15 protein-coding genes are annotated in these 19,654 nt (G+C 36.9%); all 15 read left to right on the forward strand.

Going from position 1 to position 19,654, the window contains the following annotated elements; translation table 11 throughout:
* Positions 1-245 precede the first annotated feature (245 nt).
* The gene (locus tag HNS38_RS10045; protein WP_253916298.1) at positions 246-1,124 is read left to right on the forward strand and encodes an NAD kinase; all 879 of its coding nucleotides are present in this window, start codon (positions 246-248) and stop codon (positions 1,122-1,124) included.
* 19 nt (positions 1,125-1,143) lie between these two features.
* A complete protein-coding gene (locus HNS38_RS10050) occupies positions 1,144-2,112 on the forward strand; it encodes a DUF6089 family protein (protein ID WP_172279982.1) in 969 nt (322 codons plus the stop codon).
* A gap of 18 nt (positions 2,113-2,130) precedes the next feature.
* Positions 2,131-2,874: an isoprenyl transferase gene (locus tag HNS38_RS10055; RefSeq protein WP_172279980.1), complete on the forward strand. Its 744-nt coding sequence runs from the start codon at positions 2,131-2,133 to the stop codon at positions 2,872-2,874.
* 4 nt (positions 2,875-2,878) lie between these two features.
* Positions 2,879-5,539 (forward strand): outer membrane protein assembly factor, encoded by a 2,661-nt coding sequence (locus HNS38_RS10060; RefSeq protein WP_172279978.1) that lies wholly within the window; start codon positions 2,879-2,881, stop codon positions 5,537-5,539.
* Positions 5,540-5,692: 153 nt separating this feature from the next.
* Entirely contained in the window at positions 5,693-6,238 is a 546-nt protein-coding gene (locus HNS38_RS10065; protein ID WP_172279976.1) for an OmpH family outer membrane protein, read from the forward strand.
* Positions 6,239-6,322: 84 nt separating this feature from the next.
* Positions 6,323-6,781, forward strand: coding sequence for a DUF4405 domain-containing protein (locus HNS38_RS10070; RefSeq protein WP_172279974.1), 459 nt, complete (start codon positions 6,323-6,325; stop codon positions 6,779-6,781).
* A 477-nt stretch (positions 6,782-7,258) separates the two neighbouring features.
* The gene (locus tag HNS38_RS10075; RefSeq protein ID WP_216663686.1) at positions 7,259-7,900 is read left to right on the forward strand and encodes a YdcF family protein; all 642 of its coding nucleotides are present in this window, start codon (positions 7,259-7,261) and stop codon (positions 7,898-7,900) included.
* Positions 7,901-8,358: 458 nt separating this feature from the next.
* Positions 8,359-10,182 carry a sodium:solute symporter family protein gene (locus HNS38_RS10080; protein ID WP_172279970.1) on the forward strand — a complete coding sequence of 608 codons (1,824 nt, stop codon included), beginning with the start codon at positions 8,359-8,361 and terminating at the stop codon, positions 10,180-10,182.
* 16 nt (positions 10,183-10,198) lie between these two features.
* Positions 10,199-11,377 (forward strand): glycosidase, encoded by a 1,179-nt coding sequence (locus HNS38_RS10085; RefSeq protein WP_172279968.1) that lies wholly within the window; start codon positions 10,199-10,201, stop codon positions 11,375-11,377.
* Between the two features lie 15 nt (positions 11,378-11,392).
* Complete coding sequence (locus HNS38_RS10090) at positions 11,393-12,583, forward strand: AGE family epimerase/isomerase (RefSeq protein WP_172346386.1); 1,191 nt, start codon at positions 11,393-11,395, stop codon at positions 12,581-12,583.
* A gap of 4 nt (positions 12,584-12,587) precedes the next feature.
* Entirely contained in the window at positions 12,588-13,763 is a 1,176-nt protein-coding gene (locus HNS38_RS10095; protein ID WP_172346387.1) for a glycoside hydrolase family 26 protein, read from the forward strand.
* 8 nt (positions 13,764-13,771) lie between these two features.
* Complete coding sequence (locus HNS38_RS10100; RefSeq protein WP_172279962.1) at positions 13,772-15,547, forward strand: arylsulfatase; 1,776 nt, start codon at positions 13,772-13,774, stop codon at positions 15,545-15,547.
* 1 nt (position 15,548) lies between these two features.
* Positions 15,549-16,844, forward strand: a complete 1,296-nt coding sequence (locus HNS38_RS10105; protein ID WP_172279960.1) for a cellulase family glycosylhydrolase — start codon at positions 15,549-15,551, stop codon at positions 16,842-16,844.
* A gap of 6 nt (positions 16,845-16,850) precedes the next feature.
* Positions 16,851-18,683 (forward strand): hypothetical protein, encoded by a 1,833-nt coding sequence (locus HNS38_RS10110; protein ID WP_172346388.1) that lies wholly within the window; start codon positions 16,851-16,853, stop codon positions 18,681-18,683.
* Positions 18,684-18,758: 75 nt separating this feature from the next.
* Positions 18,759-19,586: an aldo/keto reductase gene (locus HNS38_RS10115; RefSeq protein WP_172346389.1), complete on the forward strand. Its 828-nt coding sequence runs from the start codon at positions 18,759-18,761 to the stop codon at positions 19,584-19,586.
* Positions 19,587-19,654 lie beyond the last annotated feature (68 nt).

A 19,654-nucleotide genomic window follows, 5' to 3' on the forward strand; every position in this document is an offset into this window, starting at 1 on the left:
TCTCCTTGCTCCACTTTCTTTCTTCACAAAATGCTTCATATATGCTCCATCCTCAAAGATAAAAAATAAAATTGTTAATTATTTAGTATTTTAAAATGGGCTAAGTATTAGGAAAGGCCTAAAAATTAAGACTTTTTATGCGGTTAAATATTGTTAATTTTGAATTTTTAAAACTGTTAGGCTTTATTAATTTTTATTTTTGCCGAGCACTAAATACGGCGCAAGCAAACTACACTGATTTTTAGATGGTTAAAATAGGCATATTCGGAAAAAATTTGAAAAGCGAGACTTTTCCCTACATTCAGACTTTATTTAACAAGTTAAGTTCTGTTTATGCGCAAGTTTTTGTTCATGAAGAATTTCATTCTGTCATCGGAAAAAAGATAATGATGCAAAACCCTATTGTTTTTAGCCAACATTCTGAAATTAGAGATGAATTAGATTTCATGATTTCCTTGGGTGGTGATGGAAACATGCTCAGCACGGTTACTTTAGTGCAAGACAGCGGTATTCCTATCATTGGTATTAATTTAGGAAGACTTGGTTTTTTAGCCAGTATTAATAAAGAACATATCAATAAAGCCATCGACTGCTTGGTAGAGAAAAAATATACGCTAGAAAGCAGAAGCCTTATCAAGCTTACTACTCCAAAAGATGTTTTTGGGGAACAAAACTTCGCACTAAACGAAATCAGTATTTATAAGAAACAGCCCAATAGCATGATCTCTGTGATAGTTCATGTGGACGACCAATACCTTAATTCCTATTGGTCTGATGGTTTAATAGTGGCCACTCCCACCGGAAGTACAGCATATTCGCTAAGCACCGGCGGTCCTATTTTACATCCTAAGGCTCATAATTTTGTGATCACACCTATTGCACCTCACAATTTATCTGTTAGGCCTGTCGTTATCCCAGACGATACCATTGTTCGCATGAAAGTAGCGGATAGAGATGGCGGTTTTTACGTGAGTCTCGACAGCAGAACCATTGAATTAGAATCTGGGATTGAACTTCAAATTGAAAAAGAATCTTTTGAAATTCAACTGGTTCGATTACCAGAAGAAAATTTCTTTGGTACCATTAGAGCGAAACTACTTTGGGGTATCGATAAAAGGAATTAAAAATTTAAATAAGAGATCATTGAAAAGTAAAACTAAAATATTAAATAAAAGCCTGCTGTTCTTGAGCTTGATCTGCCTGAGTTTTGGGTCAGTACTAGACCTTAAGGCACAAACCATGGATGTGGGAGTCTTTGGTGGAGGAGTTTATTATTTAGGAGATATTAATCCGAATTTACATTTTGCATCAACACAACCTGCATATGGAGCATTTTTTAGATTCAATTATAAAGAAAGATGGGGTTTTCGATTAGGAGCTTCCAAAGGCAAACTAAAAGCCGATGATAAAGACTTTATGGAAGTTAATGCCCTACAAGCTTATGCTGGTGGAGACTTTGATATCAACGACCCCAACCTCATCTATTACGCAATTAGCAATAGGGGATTGAATTTTGAAACAGATATTACTGAATTAAGCCTAATTGCCGAATTGAACTTCTTTCCATTTTTTGTAGGAAGTAGAAAAAACACATGGACTCCATACATTTTTGCCGGAGCTGCCATGTATTTATATAATCCGAAACCAATAGGTGGCGGAGTAAACTTAAGAGATTTAGGTACCGAAGGACAAGGATTCGCAGGAAGAGAAGCTCCTTATGGAAATACGGCTTTTGCTATTCCTTTTGGCCTTGGTTTAAAAATCAGCTTAGGCAGTAGAATAGGTTTAGGATTTGAATGGGGAATGAGAAAAACCTTCAATGATTATATAGACGATATTAGCACCTCCTATTATATGGATTTATATGGTTATAATCCAGAAGAAGGAATATATTATGCTCCGAATCCTGAAAATCCAGTGGAGATTATTTCGTTTCCCATCACTGATGATGTATACTATTCAGACCCTACTTTTTCCCATAAAAGTGGAGAGAAAAGAGGCAACGAATACAATAAAGATTGGTATGCATTTTATGGCGTCAGCCTCACCTTTAAAATCAATTTGTTAAAAGATGATGGTTGTCGTGATTTTGGAAGGGATTCATATTATTGATTATGTTAAATTTGCGCGATGAATTATAAAGACCAAGTAATAAAAGAAAGATTACCCAAACACATAGCTATCATTATGGATGGCAATGGTAGGTGGGCAAAGCAGAGGGGACGACTGCGCGTATTTGGTCATGAAAACGGGGTAAATGCGGTGCGAAACACGGTGGAAGCGGCAGCCGAAATAGGAGTAGATTACCTCACTCTTTATGCTTTTAGTACCGAAAATTGGAACAGACCCCAAAAAGAAGTAGATGCTTTGATGTCACTTTTAGTTAAAAGTCTCAATAAAGAAACTGCTACATTAAATAAAAATAACATTAAATTAAATGCCATTGGTGACTTAAAAAGCCTTCAGCCCAAAACCTATACGGAATTGATGAAAGCCATAGAAAACACCAAAGAAAATACCCGCACAACTCTTACTTTAGCTTTAAGCTATAGTTCAAGATGGGAAATCACCAATATGGTGAAAAAAATTGCAGAAGAAACTTCCAAAGGAAATTTGGAAGTTGAAAATATTGACGAGAAAATAATATCAAACCACCTTTCTACTAGTCATATCCCAGATCCGGAATTATTGATCCGAACTAGTGGAGAACACCGCATCAGTAACTTTTTATTATGGCAAATAGCCTATTCCGAATTGTATTTTTGCCCTAAACTATGGCCCGACTTTGGAAAAGAAGATTTTTACGAAGCTATAGTCGATTATCAAGGGAGAGAAAGAAGATTTGGAAAAACCAGTGAACAGATAAGCAAATAAACTTATGCAAAGGAATTTTATAACATACAATAATAACAAAACACTCATCTTCATCACCTTTATACTGATGCTGTCAGGATGGAGTGGGCAAGCCAGTGCTCAAATTAATCTGGGACAACAGGTACAAGAGCTCGACTATTCCAGACCTCAGAAATACGAGATTGGAGGAGTGAAAGTGGAAGGCATTGAGTTTCTTGATGAGAAAGCTTTGGTGATGATTTCTGGCTTACAAGTTGGAAATACCATTAATGTTCCTGGTGACGATGTAGCCAAAGCCCTTAAAAAACTTTGGAGCCAAGGCCTCTTTGAAAATATCTCCATCAATATTGAAAAAATTGAAAACAACCGAATTTTCCTAGTCATACAATTGCAGGAAAGAGCTCGATTAACAGGTTTTTCTATCAATGGAGTTAAAAAAGGAGATGTGGATAATATCCGTGAAAAGATAAAGCTTGTGAGTGGCGATGTGGTTACGGAGAACCTTATTATTAGAACGAAGCAAAAAATCCATAAATATTTCGATGAAAAAGGATTTTTAAATGCAGAAGTAGAAATTGAAAAAAAGGCGGACGAAACCAAACCCAATGGAGTTATTTTAACCATCAATATTAAGAAATACTCTAAAGTAAGAATTGCCAAGATCAATATCTACGGAAACGAAGAAGTAAGCACCGATAAGCTAAAAGCTTCCATGAAAGAAACCAAAGAGGTGGGACATATTAAACCCCTCTATAATATGGAGAAACTGGTTTGGAATGTTGTGAAGGATGTTGCCACTCTTCAGATTCCTAAAATCCAAGACGATGCCGAAGCTTATTATAAAGAAAATGTGAAGTTGAGAATCTTCAAATCTTCAAAATATATTGAAAAGAACTATGAAGATGATAAGGCCAACATCATAGCTAAATATAATAAATTAGGGTATCGTGATGCTAAGATTGTTGTGGATTCTATTTACAAAGCCAGCAATAATAAAATCGATATTGATATAAATGTGGAGGAAGGTAATAAATATTACTTCCGAAATGTGAAATGGGTTGGAAATACTGTCTATTCTAATATTGACCTTTCAAACGTTCTTCAAATAAAAAAAGGGGATGTTTATAATAAAGAATTATTAGAAACCAATCTTCAGTTCAATCAAAACGGTCCCGATGTGAGTTCCCTTTATCTTGATAATGGATACTTGTTCTTCTCTGTTGACCCAGTTGAGGTGAGCGTAATGAACGATTCTATTGATTTGGAAATCAGGATTAGAGAAGGTGACCAAGCCACGGTTAAAAATGTGATTGTAAAAGGAAATACCAGAACCAATGACCACGTTATCATTAGAGAACTCAGAACTCGTCCGGGTCAGCTGTTTAGTCGCTCTGCTATTATCCGTACTCAGCGAGAATTGGCTCAGTTGCAGTATTTCGATGCTGAAAAACTAGGTGTTGACGTAAAGCCAAACCCATTAGACGGAACTGTAGATATAGAATATGTAGTTGAAGAAACCTCCTCCGATCAGATTGAGTTATCAGGTGGTTGGGGTTATGGTAGAATCATTGGTACTCTTGGACTTTCTTTCAATAACTTCTCCTTAAGAAATATATTAAAGAAAGATGCATGGCGTCCAATTCCTTCAGGGGATGGTCAGAAATTGAGTCTTCGTTTCCAAACCTATGGTTCTGGTTATATGAGTTATTCTGTTTCTTTCACCGAGCCTTGGTTGGGTGGTAAAAAACCCAATGCTTTTAGTGTGAGTTATTATCACTCAAAATATACCAATCAGTTAGAAAGAAACGACCCAAGATATGGTCAGTTTGTTATTGATGGATTTACCGTAGGTTTAGGTAAACGATTGACTTGGCCTGATGACTTCTTCCAATTATATCAAGGCGTTAAACTTCAAAGCTATAAACTACAGAACTATGGAAATATCTTTAGCGTTGGAGATGGAAATGGAAAATTCAACAATTTCGCGTATAACATTGCCCTATCCCGTAACTCTCTTGATGCTCCTATTTATCCTCGTAATGGTTCGGATGTTGGTGTGAGCTTAGAACTTACTCCTCCTTATAGTATTTTGAATGGTAAAGATTATACTACCATGAGCGAGAACGATAAGTACAAGTGGGTAGAGTACCACAAATGGAAGATTAGAGCGGCATGGTATTCTTCAGTTGTTGGTGACTTAGTGTTGAGCACAAGAGTGAAGTTTGGTTTCTTAGGAGCCTATAATTCTGATATTGGAGTGACTCCTTTCGAGCGTTACTATTTAGGTGGTGATGGGCTTTCTGGATACAATAATATGGATGGTAGAGAGTTAATTAGCTTGAGAGGTTATGGAAACGAAACCTTAACACCAGATTATTATAAGAATACCAATTTAGGTGGTACCATTTACGATAAATTCACCATGGAATTACGTTATCCTGTTTCACTAAACCCAAGTGCGACGATTTACTTCATGGGATTCCTTGAGGCTGGTAACAGTTGGTTGACGTTTGACGATTTCAAACCCTTCCAAGTATACAAGTCTGGTGGATTTGGAGTGAGAGTATTCTTGCCTATGTTTGGTCTTCTTGGACTGGATTGGGCCTATGGTTTCGACGATGTTCCAGGCTTACCAAATGCCAATGGTGGTCAGTTCCATTTCTCCATCAATCAGTCCATCGATTAATTGTGGTATAGTTTTGGTATAATTGAATTAGAAAAACATTAAAACCCAGGAAAAATGAAACGAAATACGATTAAATAATAATTATCATCTATGATAATGATTATTTAGTCTTATGTAGTTCCATCTGACAATTAAAAACAAAAAAAACAACAGATGAAAATATTAAATAAAAACTTCGGTAAGATATTAATTCTAGCACTAGCCCTTATGCTGACTTCAGCTGTTAGTGCTCAAAAGTATGCCTATATTGACTCTGACTATATTTTGAATAATGTTCCAGAGTATCAAGATGCGCAAAACCAAATGGACGAGCTATCAGAAAAATGGCAAAAAGAAATTGAAGGAAAATTCCTTGAAATTGATAACCTCTATAAAAAGTATCAAGCAGATGTAGTATTGCTTCCTGCCGATATGAAGAAGAAGAGAGAAGAGGAAATCATCAGCATGGAAAAAGAAGTAAAAGCCTACCAGCAAGAAAAGTTTGGACAAAGCGGCGAGTTATTCCAGAAACGACAAGAATTGATTAAGCCGCTACAAGACAAAATATATAATGCCATTGAGGAAATTGCAACCACCAAAAACTATGCTTTCATTTTTGACAAAGCCAGTGGAGCAACTATCATGTATGCCAATCCAAAGTTTGATATCAGTGATGATGTATTAGATGAATTAGGATACAGTTTCAATACTCAAAAATAAAAATTTTAATAGCTCAAAATATCTCAAGAAGCCTTCCATTGTGAGGGCTTTTTTCTTGTATTTTTGACAGCTTAATTTTAAAATATGTCTAAAAAAATCATTATTCTCATCAGTACTTTATTCGCATTTTTTGTATTGGCTATAAGTGGCTTGGTTATGTTTTTTATGTTTCAGGAATCGAGTCTGAACTATTTCCTAGGAATGAAAAAAGCAGGCTGGATGAAAGTTCATAATATCTCTGGTGTTTTCGCTGTCATCCTAATTGCCTATCATGTAGCCATACGATGGGAGTGGATAGAAAATGTGATTCTTAGAAAAAAGAAAATGCAATTGAGTAAGGAAATGATAGGAAGAAGAAGAAATAATACTTGGTTCCTACTTTTTTTCTCTCTTACCTTTGCCACTGGCTTCTTAAGCTGGATTATGGGTGGTGATTGTGAATATTGCCTTGAAATTCATGACAAGTTAGGGGTAGTTTTATTTTTAATTTTCTTGGTTCATTTTTATAAACATCGAAAGTCTTTTTCTCGGAAAAGTAAATAGTTTCCTAATTATGTGGTTGCGTATTTATGTGATTACGTGGTCACAATATCATTTAACTGAAGTTTCGCAGGCCTCTTTAAGTAATTAATAATGTATCAGATATGATTTTACAATAGTCCTATATTGTTAGATATCAGATGTTTAAAATATCCATTTTCATTAAACTAAACTTTGAGAAACTTTGTGTTTTCTTTGAGAAACTCTGTGTAATAGCTATTTCACAAAGAGACACCAAGGAGTCACCAAGTAACACTAAGAGTAGATAAATGTACAAAGCACAACCTTACTGGTATTTATGCACTTACTTACAAAGAGCTAAACATCAGTTATTTAAATAAAATCATCCTCCATTCGCTGTAGTAATATTGTTTTCCCTACTTTTGTAACCATATGTGTATTTTGATAAAACCCATACTTCTTTGGTTAAAGAAATCCTTTAAAGCTCTATTTCTATTTTTAGGGCTCATTGGTTTTATCATGCTCATTCTAAGTTTCACCAGCCTGCCATTTTGGGCTGATTATTATTTGGGCATTTCAGCAGATGCTTTAGAGGAGGATCCTGAAGTGATTATAGTACTAGGAGGAAGTGGAATGCCAAGCCCTAATGGGCTCATCAGAAGTTATTATGGGGCAGAAGCTGCTTTAGTTTACGAGAATGCTAAGATTATCATTGCGCTCCCTGGAGATACACTAGATAAGAATAGTTCCATCAGGCTTATGGCCCATGAGATGATCATCAGAGGTGTGGATTCCACTAGAATTGTTTATGAAAACGAAGGTACCAACACCCGATGGGAAGCCTTGAATGTGAAATCCCGATTTTTTCCCAATAGCAATCCTGCTGTTTTATTGGTTAGCTCCCCTGCTCACATGTATCGCAGTGTAAAAACATTTCAAAAAGCTGGATTTACCAATGTGGGAGGATTACCCTCTTTTGGTCGGGCCAACGAAACGTCTTTGGCTTTTGATGCCGCACAACTGGGAGGCTCCAACTCCATGCCCGATGTGGGAAAACAAATCTCTATTCGCTACTCTATTTGGACTCGTTTACATTTGCAAATTTCTGTGTTTCGAGAGTATATGGCCATAGCTTATTACTGGATGATGGGGTGGATTTAGTATCAGAGCAAACTTAACTTCTAGCTCTATTTTAAAAAATAAAAAACGGTCGGCTAATTAAGCTAATCAGCATGGATGATTTACAAGGATTGATAGATTGAAAACTAATTGTTCATGATCATATTATACGCACGGAAAACATTTTCGCGCTAGCGATAAAACTGTCCGCGAATTACGCGAATCTACACGAATTATTTCTATAAGTTACGTAAAAGCTATTGCACAAAAAGCTCAAAGAAGTCACAAATACCACTAAAGGACAACGAAGATGTAATATCTAAGCTGGCTCGGGCTTGCAATCCATAAAAATTACACCACACATTATACACAATTGTTTTTCAACCATTTAAAACTACCACTACAATCAATGTTACACCTTTCCCCTACATTTGAAATGTAACTCTCCCACTCATTTAGCCATTTCCACTGATTTTTGCCTATCAAAACTGGAAATAGAAATGAGACTAAACACTATCGATATTGCTATTATTCTGATGTACTTATTGAGTACCATCCTCATCGGATTATACCTGAGGAAAAGTGCACAGAAGAATAAAGAATCCTATTTGCTGGGAGGAAATAAATTACCTTGGTATATGCTCGGGCTGTCAAATGCTTCGGGCATGTTTGATATTTCCGGAACTATGTGGATTGTGACCATAGGTTTTGTTTATGGATTAAAGAGTATCTGGATTCCTTGGTTATGGCCTGTTTTTAATCAGGTGTTTATGATGGTATTCCTATCTATCTGGCTCAGGCGATCCAATGCCACCACTGGAGCAGAATGGATTTCCACTCGATTTGGAAACAAAAGAGGAGGGAAATTATCTCACACCATCGTCATCGTTTTTGCCTTGATTAGCTGTTTAGGATTTTTAGCTTATGGTTTTATAGGATTAGGGAAATTCGTCCAGATTTTCATTCCATGGGACATCATCGCTCCTTTCATTCCTTTTGAAGTAGCTGCTGAATATGTACCTCATATCTACGGAATTATATTTACTGCTTTTGCTGTTTTCTATACCATTTTAGGTGGTATGACTAGCATAGTATGGACAGATGTAATTCAATATGTGATTATGACTGTATCTGCATTGGTCATAGGAATTATTGCCATGAATGCATTAAGCTCTCACGATTTAATCGTTCCCGAAGGCTGGATGAGTCCATCGTTTGGATGGAAATTAGATTTGGATTGGTCCAATATCATAACAGGGGTGAATGAAAAAATACAATCCGATGGATATTCCCTATTCAGCATCTTCTTTATGATGATGGTATTTAAAGGGATATTAGTGAGTATTGCTGGCCCAGCACCAAATTATGACATGCAAAAGGTATTGAGCACCAAGAGTCCACAAGAAGCTGCAAAAATGAGTGGATTTGTTTCTGTGGTATTAATGCCAGTTCGTTATTTTATGATTACTGGATTTGTGGTTCTGGCCATCCTCTTCTACGACCAATTGGATTTAATGGTGGGGGGAAGATTAGATTTCGAACAAATCCTTCCATCAGCCATTAACGAATTTGTTCCTGTTGGATTTACTGGAATTCTATTGGCTGGATTATTAGCTGCTTTTATGTCCACGTTTGCTGGCACCTTAAATGCTGCCCAAGCCTATATTGTCAACGATATCTATCTGAAATATGTAAACCCAAAAGCCAATAATCAAACCATCAAAAGAACCAATTATATAACGGGAATTACAGTGGTGATTGTGAGTATTGTCTTTGGAATTTATGCTCTCGATGTGAATGCCATCTTGCAATGGATAGTTTCTGCATTATTTGGAGGATATGTCGCTTCAAATATTTTGAAATGGTATTGGTGGCGCTTCAATGGAAATGGATTCTTTTGGGGTATGGTAGCCGGAATCGTTCCAGCATTAATATTCCCTTATATTTTCGAAACACTCGACTTATATTATTTCCCATTCATCCTGCTAATTTCAATAGCTGGTTGTATTATTGGAACCTTTACAGCTCCACCAACAGAAGAAGAAACACTAAAGAATTTCTATAAAACAGTAAGACCTTGGGGATTTTGGAAACCCATTCACGATAAAGTAATAGCAGAAGACCCAAATTTTAAAAGAAACAAAGATTTCAAAAGAGATATGTTCAATATCTTGCTTGGAGTTATCACTCAAACTGCCTTGGTAGCGCTGCCCATGTATATTGTATTAAAACAAACTTGGCCTATCGTCATCCTCAGCATCATCACGCTAATTGGTGGATTTATTATGAAGAGAACCTGGTGGGATCATTTAAAGAATGCTTAATTAAAAAATATTAAATATGACAACAAACGCTAAATTTACCCAGCGATTAAATAAAATCACAAAGGAATATACCGACCTTATTTCAAAGGAAAACGAAAAATTGGAGGAGGGCTATAATGGAATCTATCACCGTTATAAAAACCCTATTCTAACAGCTAAGCATACACCAGTATTTTGGCGCTACGACTTAAATCCGGAAAGCAATCCATATTTAATGGAGCGCTTTAGTATCAATGCCGTTTTTAATGCTGGAGCCATTAAGTTCAATGGAAAGTATTGTTTAGTAGCACGAGTGGAAGGAGCAGATAGAAAATCATTCTTTGCCGTAGCAGAAAGTGAAGATGGAATCAATAATTTCAAATTCTGGGATGAGCCAATCACGCTACCAGAAACAGAAATTCCTGATACCAATGTATATGATATGAGGTTGATAGCCCATGAGGATGGATGGATTTACGGCTTATTTTGTACCGAAAGAAAAGACCCCAATGCACCAAAAGGAGATACTTCTTCTGCTGTGGCCAATTGCGGAATCGCAAGGACAAAAGACTTAAAATTATGGGAGCGCCTACCCGATTTAATCACCTATTCTGGTCAGCAAAGAAATGTGGTTTTACATCCTGAATTCATCAATGCGAAATATGCACTCTATACGCGTCCACAAGATGGCTTTATTGATACCGGCTCAGGTGGAGGAATTGGTTTTGGATACACCGATGATATGTGTAAGGCAGAAATCAAATCTGAAACCATCATCGATGATAAGGTTTACCATACCATTAAAGAAGTGAAAAATGGACAAGGCCCTGTTCCAATAAAAACAGATAAAGGTTGGATACATCTGGCACATGGCGTGAGGAATACTGCCGCTGGATTACGTTATGTTTTATATGTGTTTATGACCGATTTAGAGCAACCAGAAAAGCTGATTCACAAACCTGCAGGCCATTTTATTGCTCCCGATGGTGAAGAAAGAGTGGGCGATGTGAGCAATGTGATTTTCGCCAATGGTTGGATAGCTGATGAAGATGGAAAAGTATTTATCTATTATGCCTCCTCCGACACACGTATGCATGTGGCCACCACAACTGTAGGCCAATTATTAGACTATTGCATAAATACACCAGAGGATGGTTTACGAAGTGCTACTTCTGTTGAAACATTGAAAAACATCATTAGGAATAATAAGAAATAAAGAGCTCCGATAGAGATGAACTTAAAAATAGAACTTGAGCAGGAATTGGTGAATCATTTACTTCCTTTTTGGCTAAACAAAACCAAAGATGAAATAAACGGAGGATTCATGGGTCAGATAAACTACCTGAATGAAATCAACACCAATGCCCCAAAGGCTGCCATCCTCAATTTTCGCATTCTTTGGACCTTTTCTGCGGCCTATAATTTCAAACCAAATCCGGAATATCTTAGATCTGCTGAACAGAGTTTTCTCTACATCAAAGAGCATTTTATAGACCATGAATATGGTGGTACTTTTTGGCTTCTCGATAAAGATGGAGAATCAATAAATGATAGAAAGCAAGCCTATGCACTTTCCTTCGCCATGTATGGATTAAGTGAATATTATAAAGCATCAGGAGATGAAATGGCAAAAGATTTAGCAGTCCAACTCTTTCATGATATCGAAAATCATTTTTACGATACCGAAAACCAAGGTTATATAGAAGCCTTAGCAAGAAACTGGGACCCTTTAGAAGATATGCGATTGAGTGACAAGGATATGAACGCTCCTTTTACCATGAATACGCATTTACATATTCTTGAAGCCTATACCAATCTATACAGGATTTGGCCAAACTCAGACTTAGCCAAGGCTTTAAACAACCTCCTCTTCATTCATAGAGATAGAATTATGGATGACAAAACTCATCATCTTGAACTGTTCTTTAATAGAAAATGGGAATCTCAAAACCAGGTGATTTCTTATGGACATGATATTGAAGCAGCTTGGTTGATGTTAGAAGCAACAAAAGCCTTAAATGATACAGAAATCATTAAAGAATTTGAAACCATCCTCATCAAAATATCCAAAGTGACCATGGAAAAAGGAATTCACGAAGATGGTTCCATTTTATACGAAGGAAATCCAAGTGGGGTGATGGATACAGATCGTCATTGGTGGCCACAATTTGAAGCCATGGTTGGCTTTATGAATGCTTATGAAATCACTAAAGATGAAGCGTATTTAAAGGTGGTAAAGGGTTTATGGCAATTCACCAAATCCCATTTAAAGCATGAAAGTGGAGAATGGTGGTGGAGAGTGAATGAGGAGTACTTACCAAATGTATCGGACGATTTAGTGGGTCCTTGGAAGGGTCCATATCATAATTCTAGAGGAATGATGGAAGTCATCAGGATACTAAGCGCTACTCATACAAACTAATACTATGACAACAATTTCGAACAAACTTATTTTTGCAAAACCAAGCTTTATACTCTTTGTTGTACTGACGGCTTTTCTTTCATCATGTCAATTTGAGGAGATTAAAAATCAAGAATCTTCTACCTATAGTATTTTGCCAGTCAATAAAAATGCTACACAAGAAACTAAAGCCTTATACCATCAACTCAATATGCTATCTAAAGATTATGTTCTAGTTGGGCATCAAGATGATTTGGCTTATGGAGTTAATTGGTGGGACGAGCAAGGCCGCTCCGATGTCAAAGATATAACAGGTTCTTATCCTGCCATTGTGGGCTGGGATATTGGAGGAATTGGTAGAGGATGGCCCATGAACTTGGACTCTATTCCTTTTGATAAAATGCGAAATTATATTCAACAAGCTTATGAACATGGCTCTATAAATACCATCAGCTGGCATACTTACAACCCTGTTACAGATGATGGCTCTTGGACCGACAAAACCATTGCCAATCCTACTCTAAGTCAGATTTTACCAGGTGGAGAATTTCATAATAATTATGTGGAAATGCTAGATTTAGCCGCCGATTTCATTCAAAGTTTAAAATCTAAAGATGGAAATTTAATCCCTATCCTATTTCGTCCATTCCACGAGAATAATGGCAGCTGGTTTTGGTGGGGAGAAATTCATTGTAGTCCTGAGCAATACAAAGAACTATATCAATTTACCATGAAATATCTTATTGAAACCAGAAAGCTCAATAATTTACTTTTTGTATATTCACCCGATAGAGCTTTTACAAACGAGAAGGAATACCTCGACCGTTATCCGGGTGACGATTTTGTGGATGTGATTGGATATGACGATTATTATTCTTTTAAAATTGGAGATACATTGGGTCTTCTTCAACGCCTAGAAGTCATTAGTGATTTTGCAGAAAAGAGAAATAAAATAGCAGCATTTACTGAAACAGGAATTGAAGGTTTAAAAGGTGATAAAATATTTACTGAGGTGTTTTTGCCCATACTTCAGCACAACGAAAAGACCAAGAAAATGGCTTATATCATGTTTTGGAGAAATGCCAATACACATCATTTTTATGTGCCTTATTTGGGTCAAGAAGAGGCAGAAGATTTTAAAGCTTTTAGAAACCACGAAAGCATATTATTTGGTGATGATTTACCCAAAATGTATCAATAAAAAAATTAATGGAGATTAGGAAACCACATATTATCACATTTATTTTATTCTTAGGAATCCTATTCCTCCTATCTTCTTGTCGAACCAAAAACGAGAAACCCAATATTCTACTTATTCTTACCGATGACCAAGGCTATGGCGATTTATCCATGAATGGAAATCCATATCTAGAAACTCCAAATCTAGACCAATTGGCTAGCGAAGGTGCTCATTTTACCAATTTCTATGTCAGCCCAGTATGTGCTCCAACCAGAGCCAGTTTACTCACCGGAAGATATCATCAAAGAACAGGAGTTTCAGGTGTGACTAGAGGTAGAGAAAACATGAAGCTCGATGAAAAAACCATGGCCGATTATCTAAAAGCTGAAGGTTATCAAACGGCTTGCTTTGGGAAATGGCATAATGGAGCTCACTATCCTTATCACCCGAATGGCAGAGGATTCGATGAGTTTTATGGCTTTACTGCTGGCCATCTCTCAAACTATTATCAACCTGTTTTAGAACATAATGGCGAAGAGGTCATTCCTGAAGGATATATCACAGATATCTTAAGTGAGAAAGCCATTGATTTTATCAGGAAATCGGACGAGGAAAATGCCCCCTTCTTTTGCTATTTGGCTTATAACACTCCCCATACTCCTGTTCAAGTGGACGATAAATACTATGACAAATACAAAGCCATGGGACTTCCGGATTTCGATGCTGGAATTTATGGTATGATGGAGAATATTGATGATAACGTAGCTTTGGTATTAAATGAAATTGAAGAACTAAATATAAAGAATCATACCATCGTCATTTTTTTATCGGATAATGGGCCTTTAAATTTTCGCTATAATGCTGGGTTTAAAGGTAGAAAAGGCTCAGTGGATGAAGGAGGAATGAGAGTTCCATGCTTTATCCGCTGGCCTAGCTATATCCAAGCCAAAACTCAAATTACTCAAGTTTCTGCTCACATCGACCTTTTACCTACTTTACTCGAAATGATCAATAGTCAGACTCCTCAAAAAAATAGAATGGATGGAAAAAGTTTAGTCCCACAAATGCTGAGGAATGCAGGAAATGAAGACCGTTTACTGTTTCAAGAATGGTCGGGAAAAAGAAGTGTAAGAAGTCAAGATTATTTAATGGTTGACCAAGAATTATTTCATCTACAATCGGATAGTTGTCAGAAAACCAATATTGCTCTTTTACATCCTGAGCTCATGAAAGAATACCAATCGAAATGGCAAGAATGGTATCAGGAAGTCAACAATAAAGAAAATGAAACAGCAGCCATTCCGGTGGGTCATCGGAAGTTTCCAAAAACCATTCTTCCGGCACACGAATCTGTTTTATTTCCTCCCTTCGAATTCAGGAAAGACAGAAAACTTACCGGAATCGCCTATCATGCAAAATATGGTTGGGCACATGATTGGATTGACTTCTGGACTAAAACAGAGGCCTATGCAGAGTGGAATATAGATATTTTAGAGGAGGGCAATTATCAAGTTACACTTAGTTATAATTGTAAGCCAGAAAATACAGGAACTGTGCTCAATATTTCAGCCGGACAAGCACAATTAGTGACCGAGATTGACGAGCCTTTTGTTTCGGAGGTACATGCTAGTTTCGACCGAATAGAAAGGGCACAAGAAGCACCCACAAAAACCTGGGCCAAGCATCAAGCTGGAATCATTCATTTGGATAAAGGAAAATCCACTTTTCAAGTGAAAACTCAAAACATGACAGGCCCAGAATCTATTGAACTAAAAGAAATACAAGTCACACAAATAGAGCAATAAAATGAAAAAACTCTTTTACTTATTCATACTACTTACTTTGATTTCTTGTCAAAACCAAGAAACACCAAATTCAAATTTTGTAGAAGTCAATGGCCTTGACTTTATTCTCAACCAAGAGCCCTATCATTTTTCTGGTGCCAATTATTGGTTTGGTATGAACCTCGGAGCAGAAAAATCAGGTGACCGAGCAAGACTCATAAGAGAACTCGACCAAATGCAAAAGTTGGGTATCACCAACCTAAGAGTTTTGGCAGCCAGTGAAGCACATGAAGATGCCAAATACTGTGTGCATCCTGCCTTACAAACTGCTCCTGACGTATTTAATGAGGATGTTTTTGGGGGATTAGATTTCCTATTGGCTGAAATGGCTAAACGAGATATGAAAGCGATTATGGTGTTGTCAAATTACTGGACCTGGAGTGGTGGTTTCCCTCAATTCTTAGAATGGACCGGAGCCGATTCTATTCCATATCCTCAAGAACCTCCCTATAGTTGGAGTGTTTTCACCAGCTATTCTTGTGAGTTTTATAAACATCAAAAAGCCCAAGAGCTTTATAAAAACACGGTAGAAGCCATTATCAACCGCAAGAATCACATCACCAATAAAATCTATAAAAACGACCCAACTATAATGACTTGGGAATTGGCCAATGAACCACGAGGATATGACTATCCAGCTGAATACCGACAATGGTTAGCCGATGCTGCTGCTTTTATAAAAAGCCTCGATAAAAATCATTTAGTAGCAGCCGGAAATGAAGGAAGTACCAATAGCAAAAGTGCTGGAGTAGATGTGATTCTCGACAATCAAATTGATGATATCGATTATATCACTTTACATGTTTGGCCACAAAACTGGAGTTGGTTCGACCCAAATCAAGCGGAAGAAAGCTTTCAACCAGCCATGGACTTAGCTAAGGAATATATAGAAACTCACGAAGCTGCAGCTATCAAACTCAACAAACCTATGGTATTAGAAGAATTCGGAATTGCCAGAGATGGAGGAGATTTTCAAGAGCATGCTTCCACTGTCTATCGCGATAAATTCTATCAATATTTCTATGAAGTGGTTTTAGAAAATATTAAATCTGACGGCCCTATCCAAGGCATTAATTTCTGGTCCTACACTGGGGAAGGGAGAGCTCCAAGACCAGGTGAATTTTGGAAAAAAGGCGATCCATTTATTGGTGACCCTCCTCATGAGTTGCAAGGTTGGTATTCGGTATATGATAAAGATGAATCTACCTTGAACATCCTTAGAAATTTCAATAAAGAACTACAAAACATCAAAAAATAATAAATCATGAAATCTAAATCTTTAATTATAGTAGCTGTATTATTTCTGCTGCTTCCTAATCTTCATGCCCAAGGTTTTGAGCATTTCATCACCGCCAAAGGAAATAAATTTATGAACGGGAAAGAACAATTTCGCTTTATCTCTTTTAATATTCCTACCCTGAATTTTGTGGAGGATGAAATGGGTTTTAGGACTGTCTATCCTTATAAATTACCTACAGAATATGAGATTAGAGATGTATTGGAGTCGGTAAAGCAAATGGGAGGTGAAGTAGTCAGAATTTATACTTTACCTGTGAAATATCCTAACTTTCCTGACAGTGTAGCTACTCATATCACTGGTCCTGGAGAGTTTAATGAAGAGGCTTTTAAAGTAAATGATTTGATGCTGAAAATTGCCAATGAGCTAGAAATTCGTATTATCTTTTCCCTGCTCAACAATTGGGATTGGATGGGAGGCGCACCTCAATACGCTGCATTTAGAGATAAGGAATGGGATGATTTTTGGACCGACCCACAACTCATTGCGGACTTTAAAAAAACCATTGAGTTTACACTGAACAGAACCAACACCCTAACAGGACTTAAATACAAGGATGATAAAAGCATTATGTGCTGGGAAACTGGTAATGAACTAGTTTGTCCTCACGAATGGACCGCAGATATAGCAGCATATATCAAAAGCATAGACAATAACCATCTTCTTTTAGATGGATATCACGCCATGGATGAGCGTTTTGTAAGAGAATCTTCCGTAGCTGACCCTAATATTGATTTGATTCATACCCATCATTATGCCCTAGACCCCGATGTCATTTATGGTCATATTCAAAAGAACATAGAAATTATTGATGGCCGAAAGCCTTATATTTTGGGTGAATTTGGTTTTCAAAGCACTAGAGCTATGGACATTCTTATTGATAAGATTATAGCTACTGAGGAGATTTCTGGTGCATTAATTTGGGGATTGAGAGGACATAGAGAACAGGGTGGATTTTATTGGCATTCGGAGCCTCATGGACAAGGTATTTACAAAGCTTATCGTTGGCCTGGATTTAGCTCTGGAACGCTTTATGATGAGGCTAATTTCTTGGAAATGTATCGCAGTAAGATTTACAAAATGCGAAACATGGAAGTTCCAGAATTGGAAAAACCAAAGGCACCAGGATTACTACCTATTCAGGAGGTTTATAGCATCAGCTGGAAAGGTTCAACTGGAGCCAATGCCTATCATGTGGAAAGAGCTGAAACCCCATCAGGACCTTGGACTCGTATTGCTCATCATGTCTCAGATGCTCAACATGCTTACTTTCCTCTTTATAATGATTTCTATGCTCAAATTGGCAAAACCTATTTTTATAGAATTATAGCTATTAATTCAACAGGCTCCTCTCCATCTTCTAATATTATTGGTCCAATAACGGTGAAGGAAAATGCCATTGTGGATAATATGGAGAATATTGGCCAGCAATATTTCTCAAAAGACTTAGAGCTCACTACCGGAAATGACAGGAGATTCAAAGAAAACATAAATCGCTTTAAGGGAAAAGAAGGAAGTGAATTGATATACAGAACTGCAAAAGATTTTAAGGAATTTAGAATTTACAGTTTTGAAGAAACCGATGATATAGGATTGAGTATATGGGTTTCAGAGAACGGAAAAGACTATAAAAAAGTGGATGCCAAGGTTAATGATTATCAAGAAAAAGAGAGTAAATATGATTATTTACATCCGCTCTATTATCACGGAAATATAGAGGCTAAAGAAGACATCCATTATCTAAAAGTATTGTTTGAAGGTGAGGCTGAATTGGTGAGAGCTGAACTTATATTTAACTAGAGAAGTAACTTTTGTTTTTAGAAAGGTGCCATACATTTTGTGATGGTACCTTTTTTTATTCTTATTATTGTATTTATGAAAAACATCAATAGCACCAGAAAATTAAATAACGGAGTAGAAATCCCATTATTCGGATTGGGTGTATTTCGTTCGGAAAATGGAGGAGAAGTAGAAAATGCCATCCAATACGCATTTGAGGAGGGCTACCGATTGATAGATACGGCTGCCATTTATAAAAATGAAGAAGGAGTGGGACAAGCCATCTTAGATTCAAAACTAAAGAGAGAAGATATATTCCTAACTTCTAAAGTATGGAATGAAGACCAGGGTTATGAATCTACCCTAAAGGCTTTTGAGAAATCATTAGAGCGACTTCAAACCGATTATCTGGATTTATATTTGATTCATTGGCCTGTAGCAGAGAAATATATCGACACCTGGAAAGCCATGGAAAAACTCTATAAAGAGGGAAGAATAAAAGCCATTGGAGTGAGTAATTTCAATCAGCATCATCTGGAGGATATTTACAAAATAGCCGAAATTACTCCTATGGTCAATCAGATAGAGTTGCATCCTGAATTGGCGCAACCTGAGTTGGTTAAGTTTTGTGAGTCTCATGGGACTTTATTACAAGGCTGGAGCCCGTTGATGAGAGCTAAGATATTAGATATTACTATTTTGCAGGAATTGTCTAAAAAGTACCGAAAGAATATTGTTCAAGTGGTTTTGAGATGGCATCTGCAAAAAGGGTTTCTTTTAATTCCGAAATCCTCACAAAAAGAGCGCATTCAATCCAATGCCAATATTTTCGATTTTGAAATCAGTTTGGAAGATATGGGGAAAATAGATTTGCTGAATTGTGAGAATAGGACTGGGCCGGACCCTGAGAATTTTGATTTTTAGGCTTAGGAAACCTAAAGGATGATAGCCCCAAGGTACGCTGGGGATAGCGTCCTTGAATTTGTTACTCC

The organism is Lentimicrobium sp. L6 (genome assembly GCF_013166655.1).
GTDB lineage: Bacteria > Bacteroidota > Bacteroidia > Bacteroidales > UBA12170 > UBA12170.

Coding starts and splice junctions, on each gene's coding strand:
- HNS38_RS10045 (WP_253916298.1), top strand. CDS start 246: ATGGTTAAAATAGGCATATTCGGAAAAAATTTGAAAAGCGAGACTTTT.
- HNS38_RS10055 (WP_172279980.1), top strand. CDS start 2,131: ATGAATTATAAAGACCAAGTAATAAAAGAAAGATTACCCAAACACATA.
- HNS38_RS10060 (WP_172279978.1), top strand. CDS start 2,879: ATGCAAAGGAATTTTATAACATACAATAATAACAAAACACTCATCTTC.
- HNS38_RS10065 (WP_172279976.1), top strand. CDS start 5,693: ATGAAAATATTAAATAAAAACTTCGGTAAGATATTAATTCTAGCACTA.
- HNS38_RS10070 (WP_172279974.1), top strand. CDS start 6,323: ATGTCTAAAAAAATCATTATTCTCATCAGTACTTTATTCGCATTTTTT.
- HNS38_RS10075 (WP_216663686.1), top strand. CDS start 7,259: ATGCTCATTCTAAGTTTCACCAGCCTGCCATTTTGGGCTGATTATTAT.
- HNS38_RS10080 (WP_172279970.1), top strand. CDS start 8,359: ATGAGACTAAACACTATCGATATTGCTATTATTCTGATGTACTTATTG.
- HNS38_RS10085 (WP_172279968.1), top strand. CDS start 10,199: ATGACAACAAACGCTAAATTTACCCAGCGATTAAATAAAATCACAAAG.
- HNS38_RS10090 (WP_172346386.1), top strand. CDS start 11,393: ATGAACTTAAAAATAGAACTTGAGCAGGAATTGGTGAATCATTTACTT.
- HNS38_RS10095 (WP_172346387.1), top strand. CDS start 12,588: ATGACAACAATTTCGAACAAACTTATTTTTGCAAAACCAAGCTTTATA.
- HNS38_RS10100 (WP_172279962.1), top strand. CDS start 13,772: ATGGAGATTAGGAAACCACATATTATCACATTTATTTTATTCTTAGGA.
- HNS38_RS10105 (WP_172279960.1), top strand. CDS start 15,549: ATGAAAAAACTCTTTTACTTATTCATACTACTTACTTTGATTTCTTGT.
- HNS38_RS10110 (WP_172346388.1), top strand. CDS start 16,851: ATGAAATCTAAATCTTTAATTATAGTAGCTGTATTATTTCTGCTGCTT.
- HNS38_RS10115 (WP_172346389.1), top strand. CDS start 18,759: ATGAAAAACATCAATAGCACCAGAAAATTAAATAACGGAGTAGAAATC.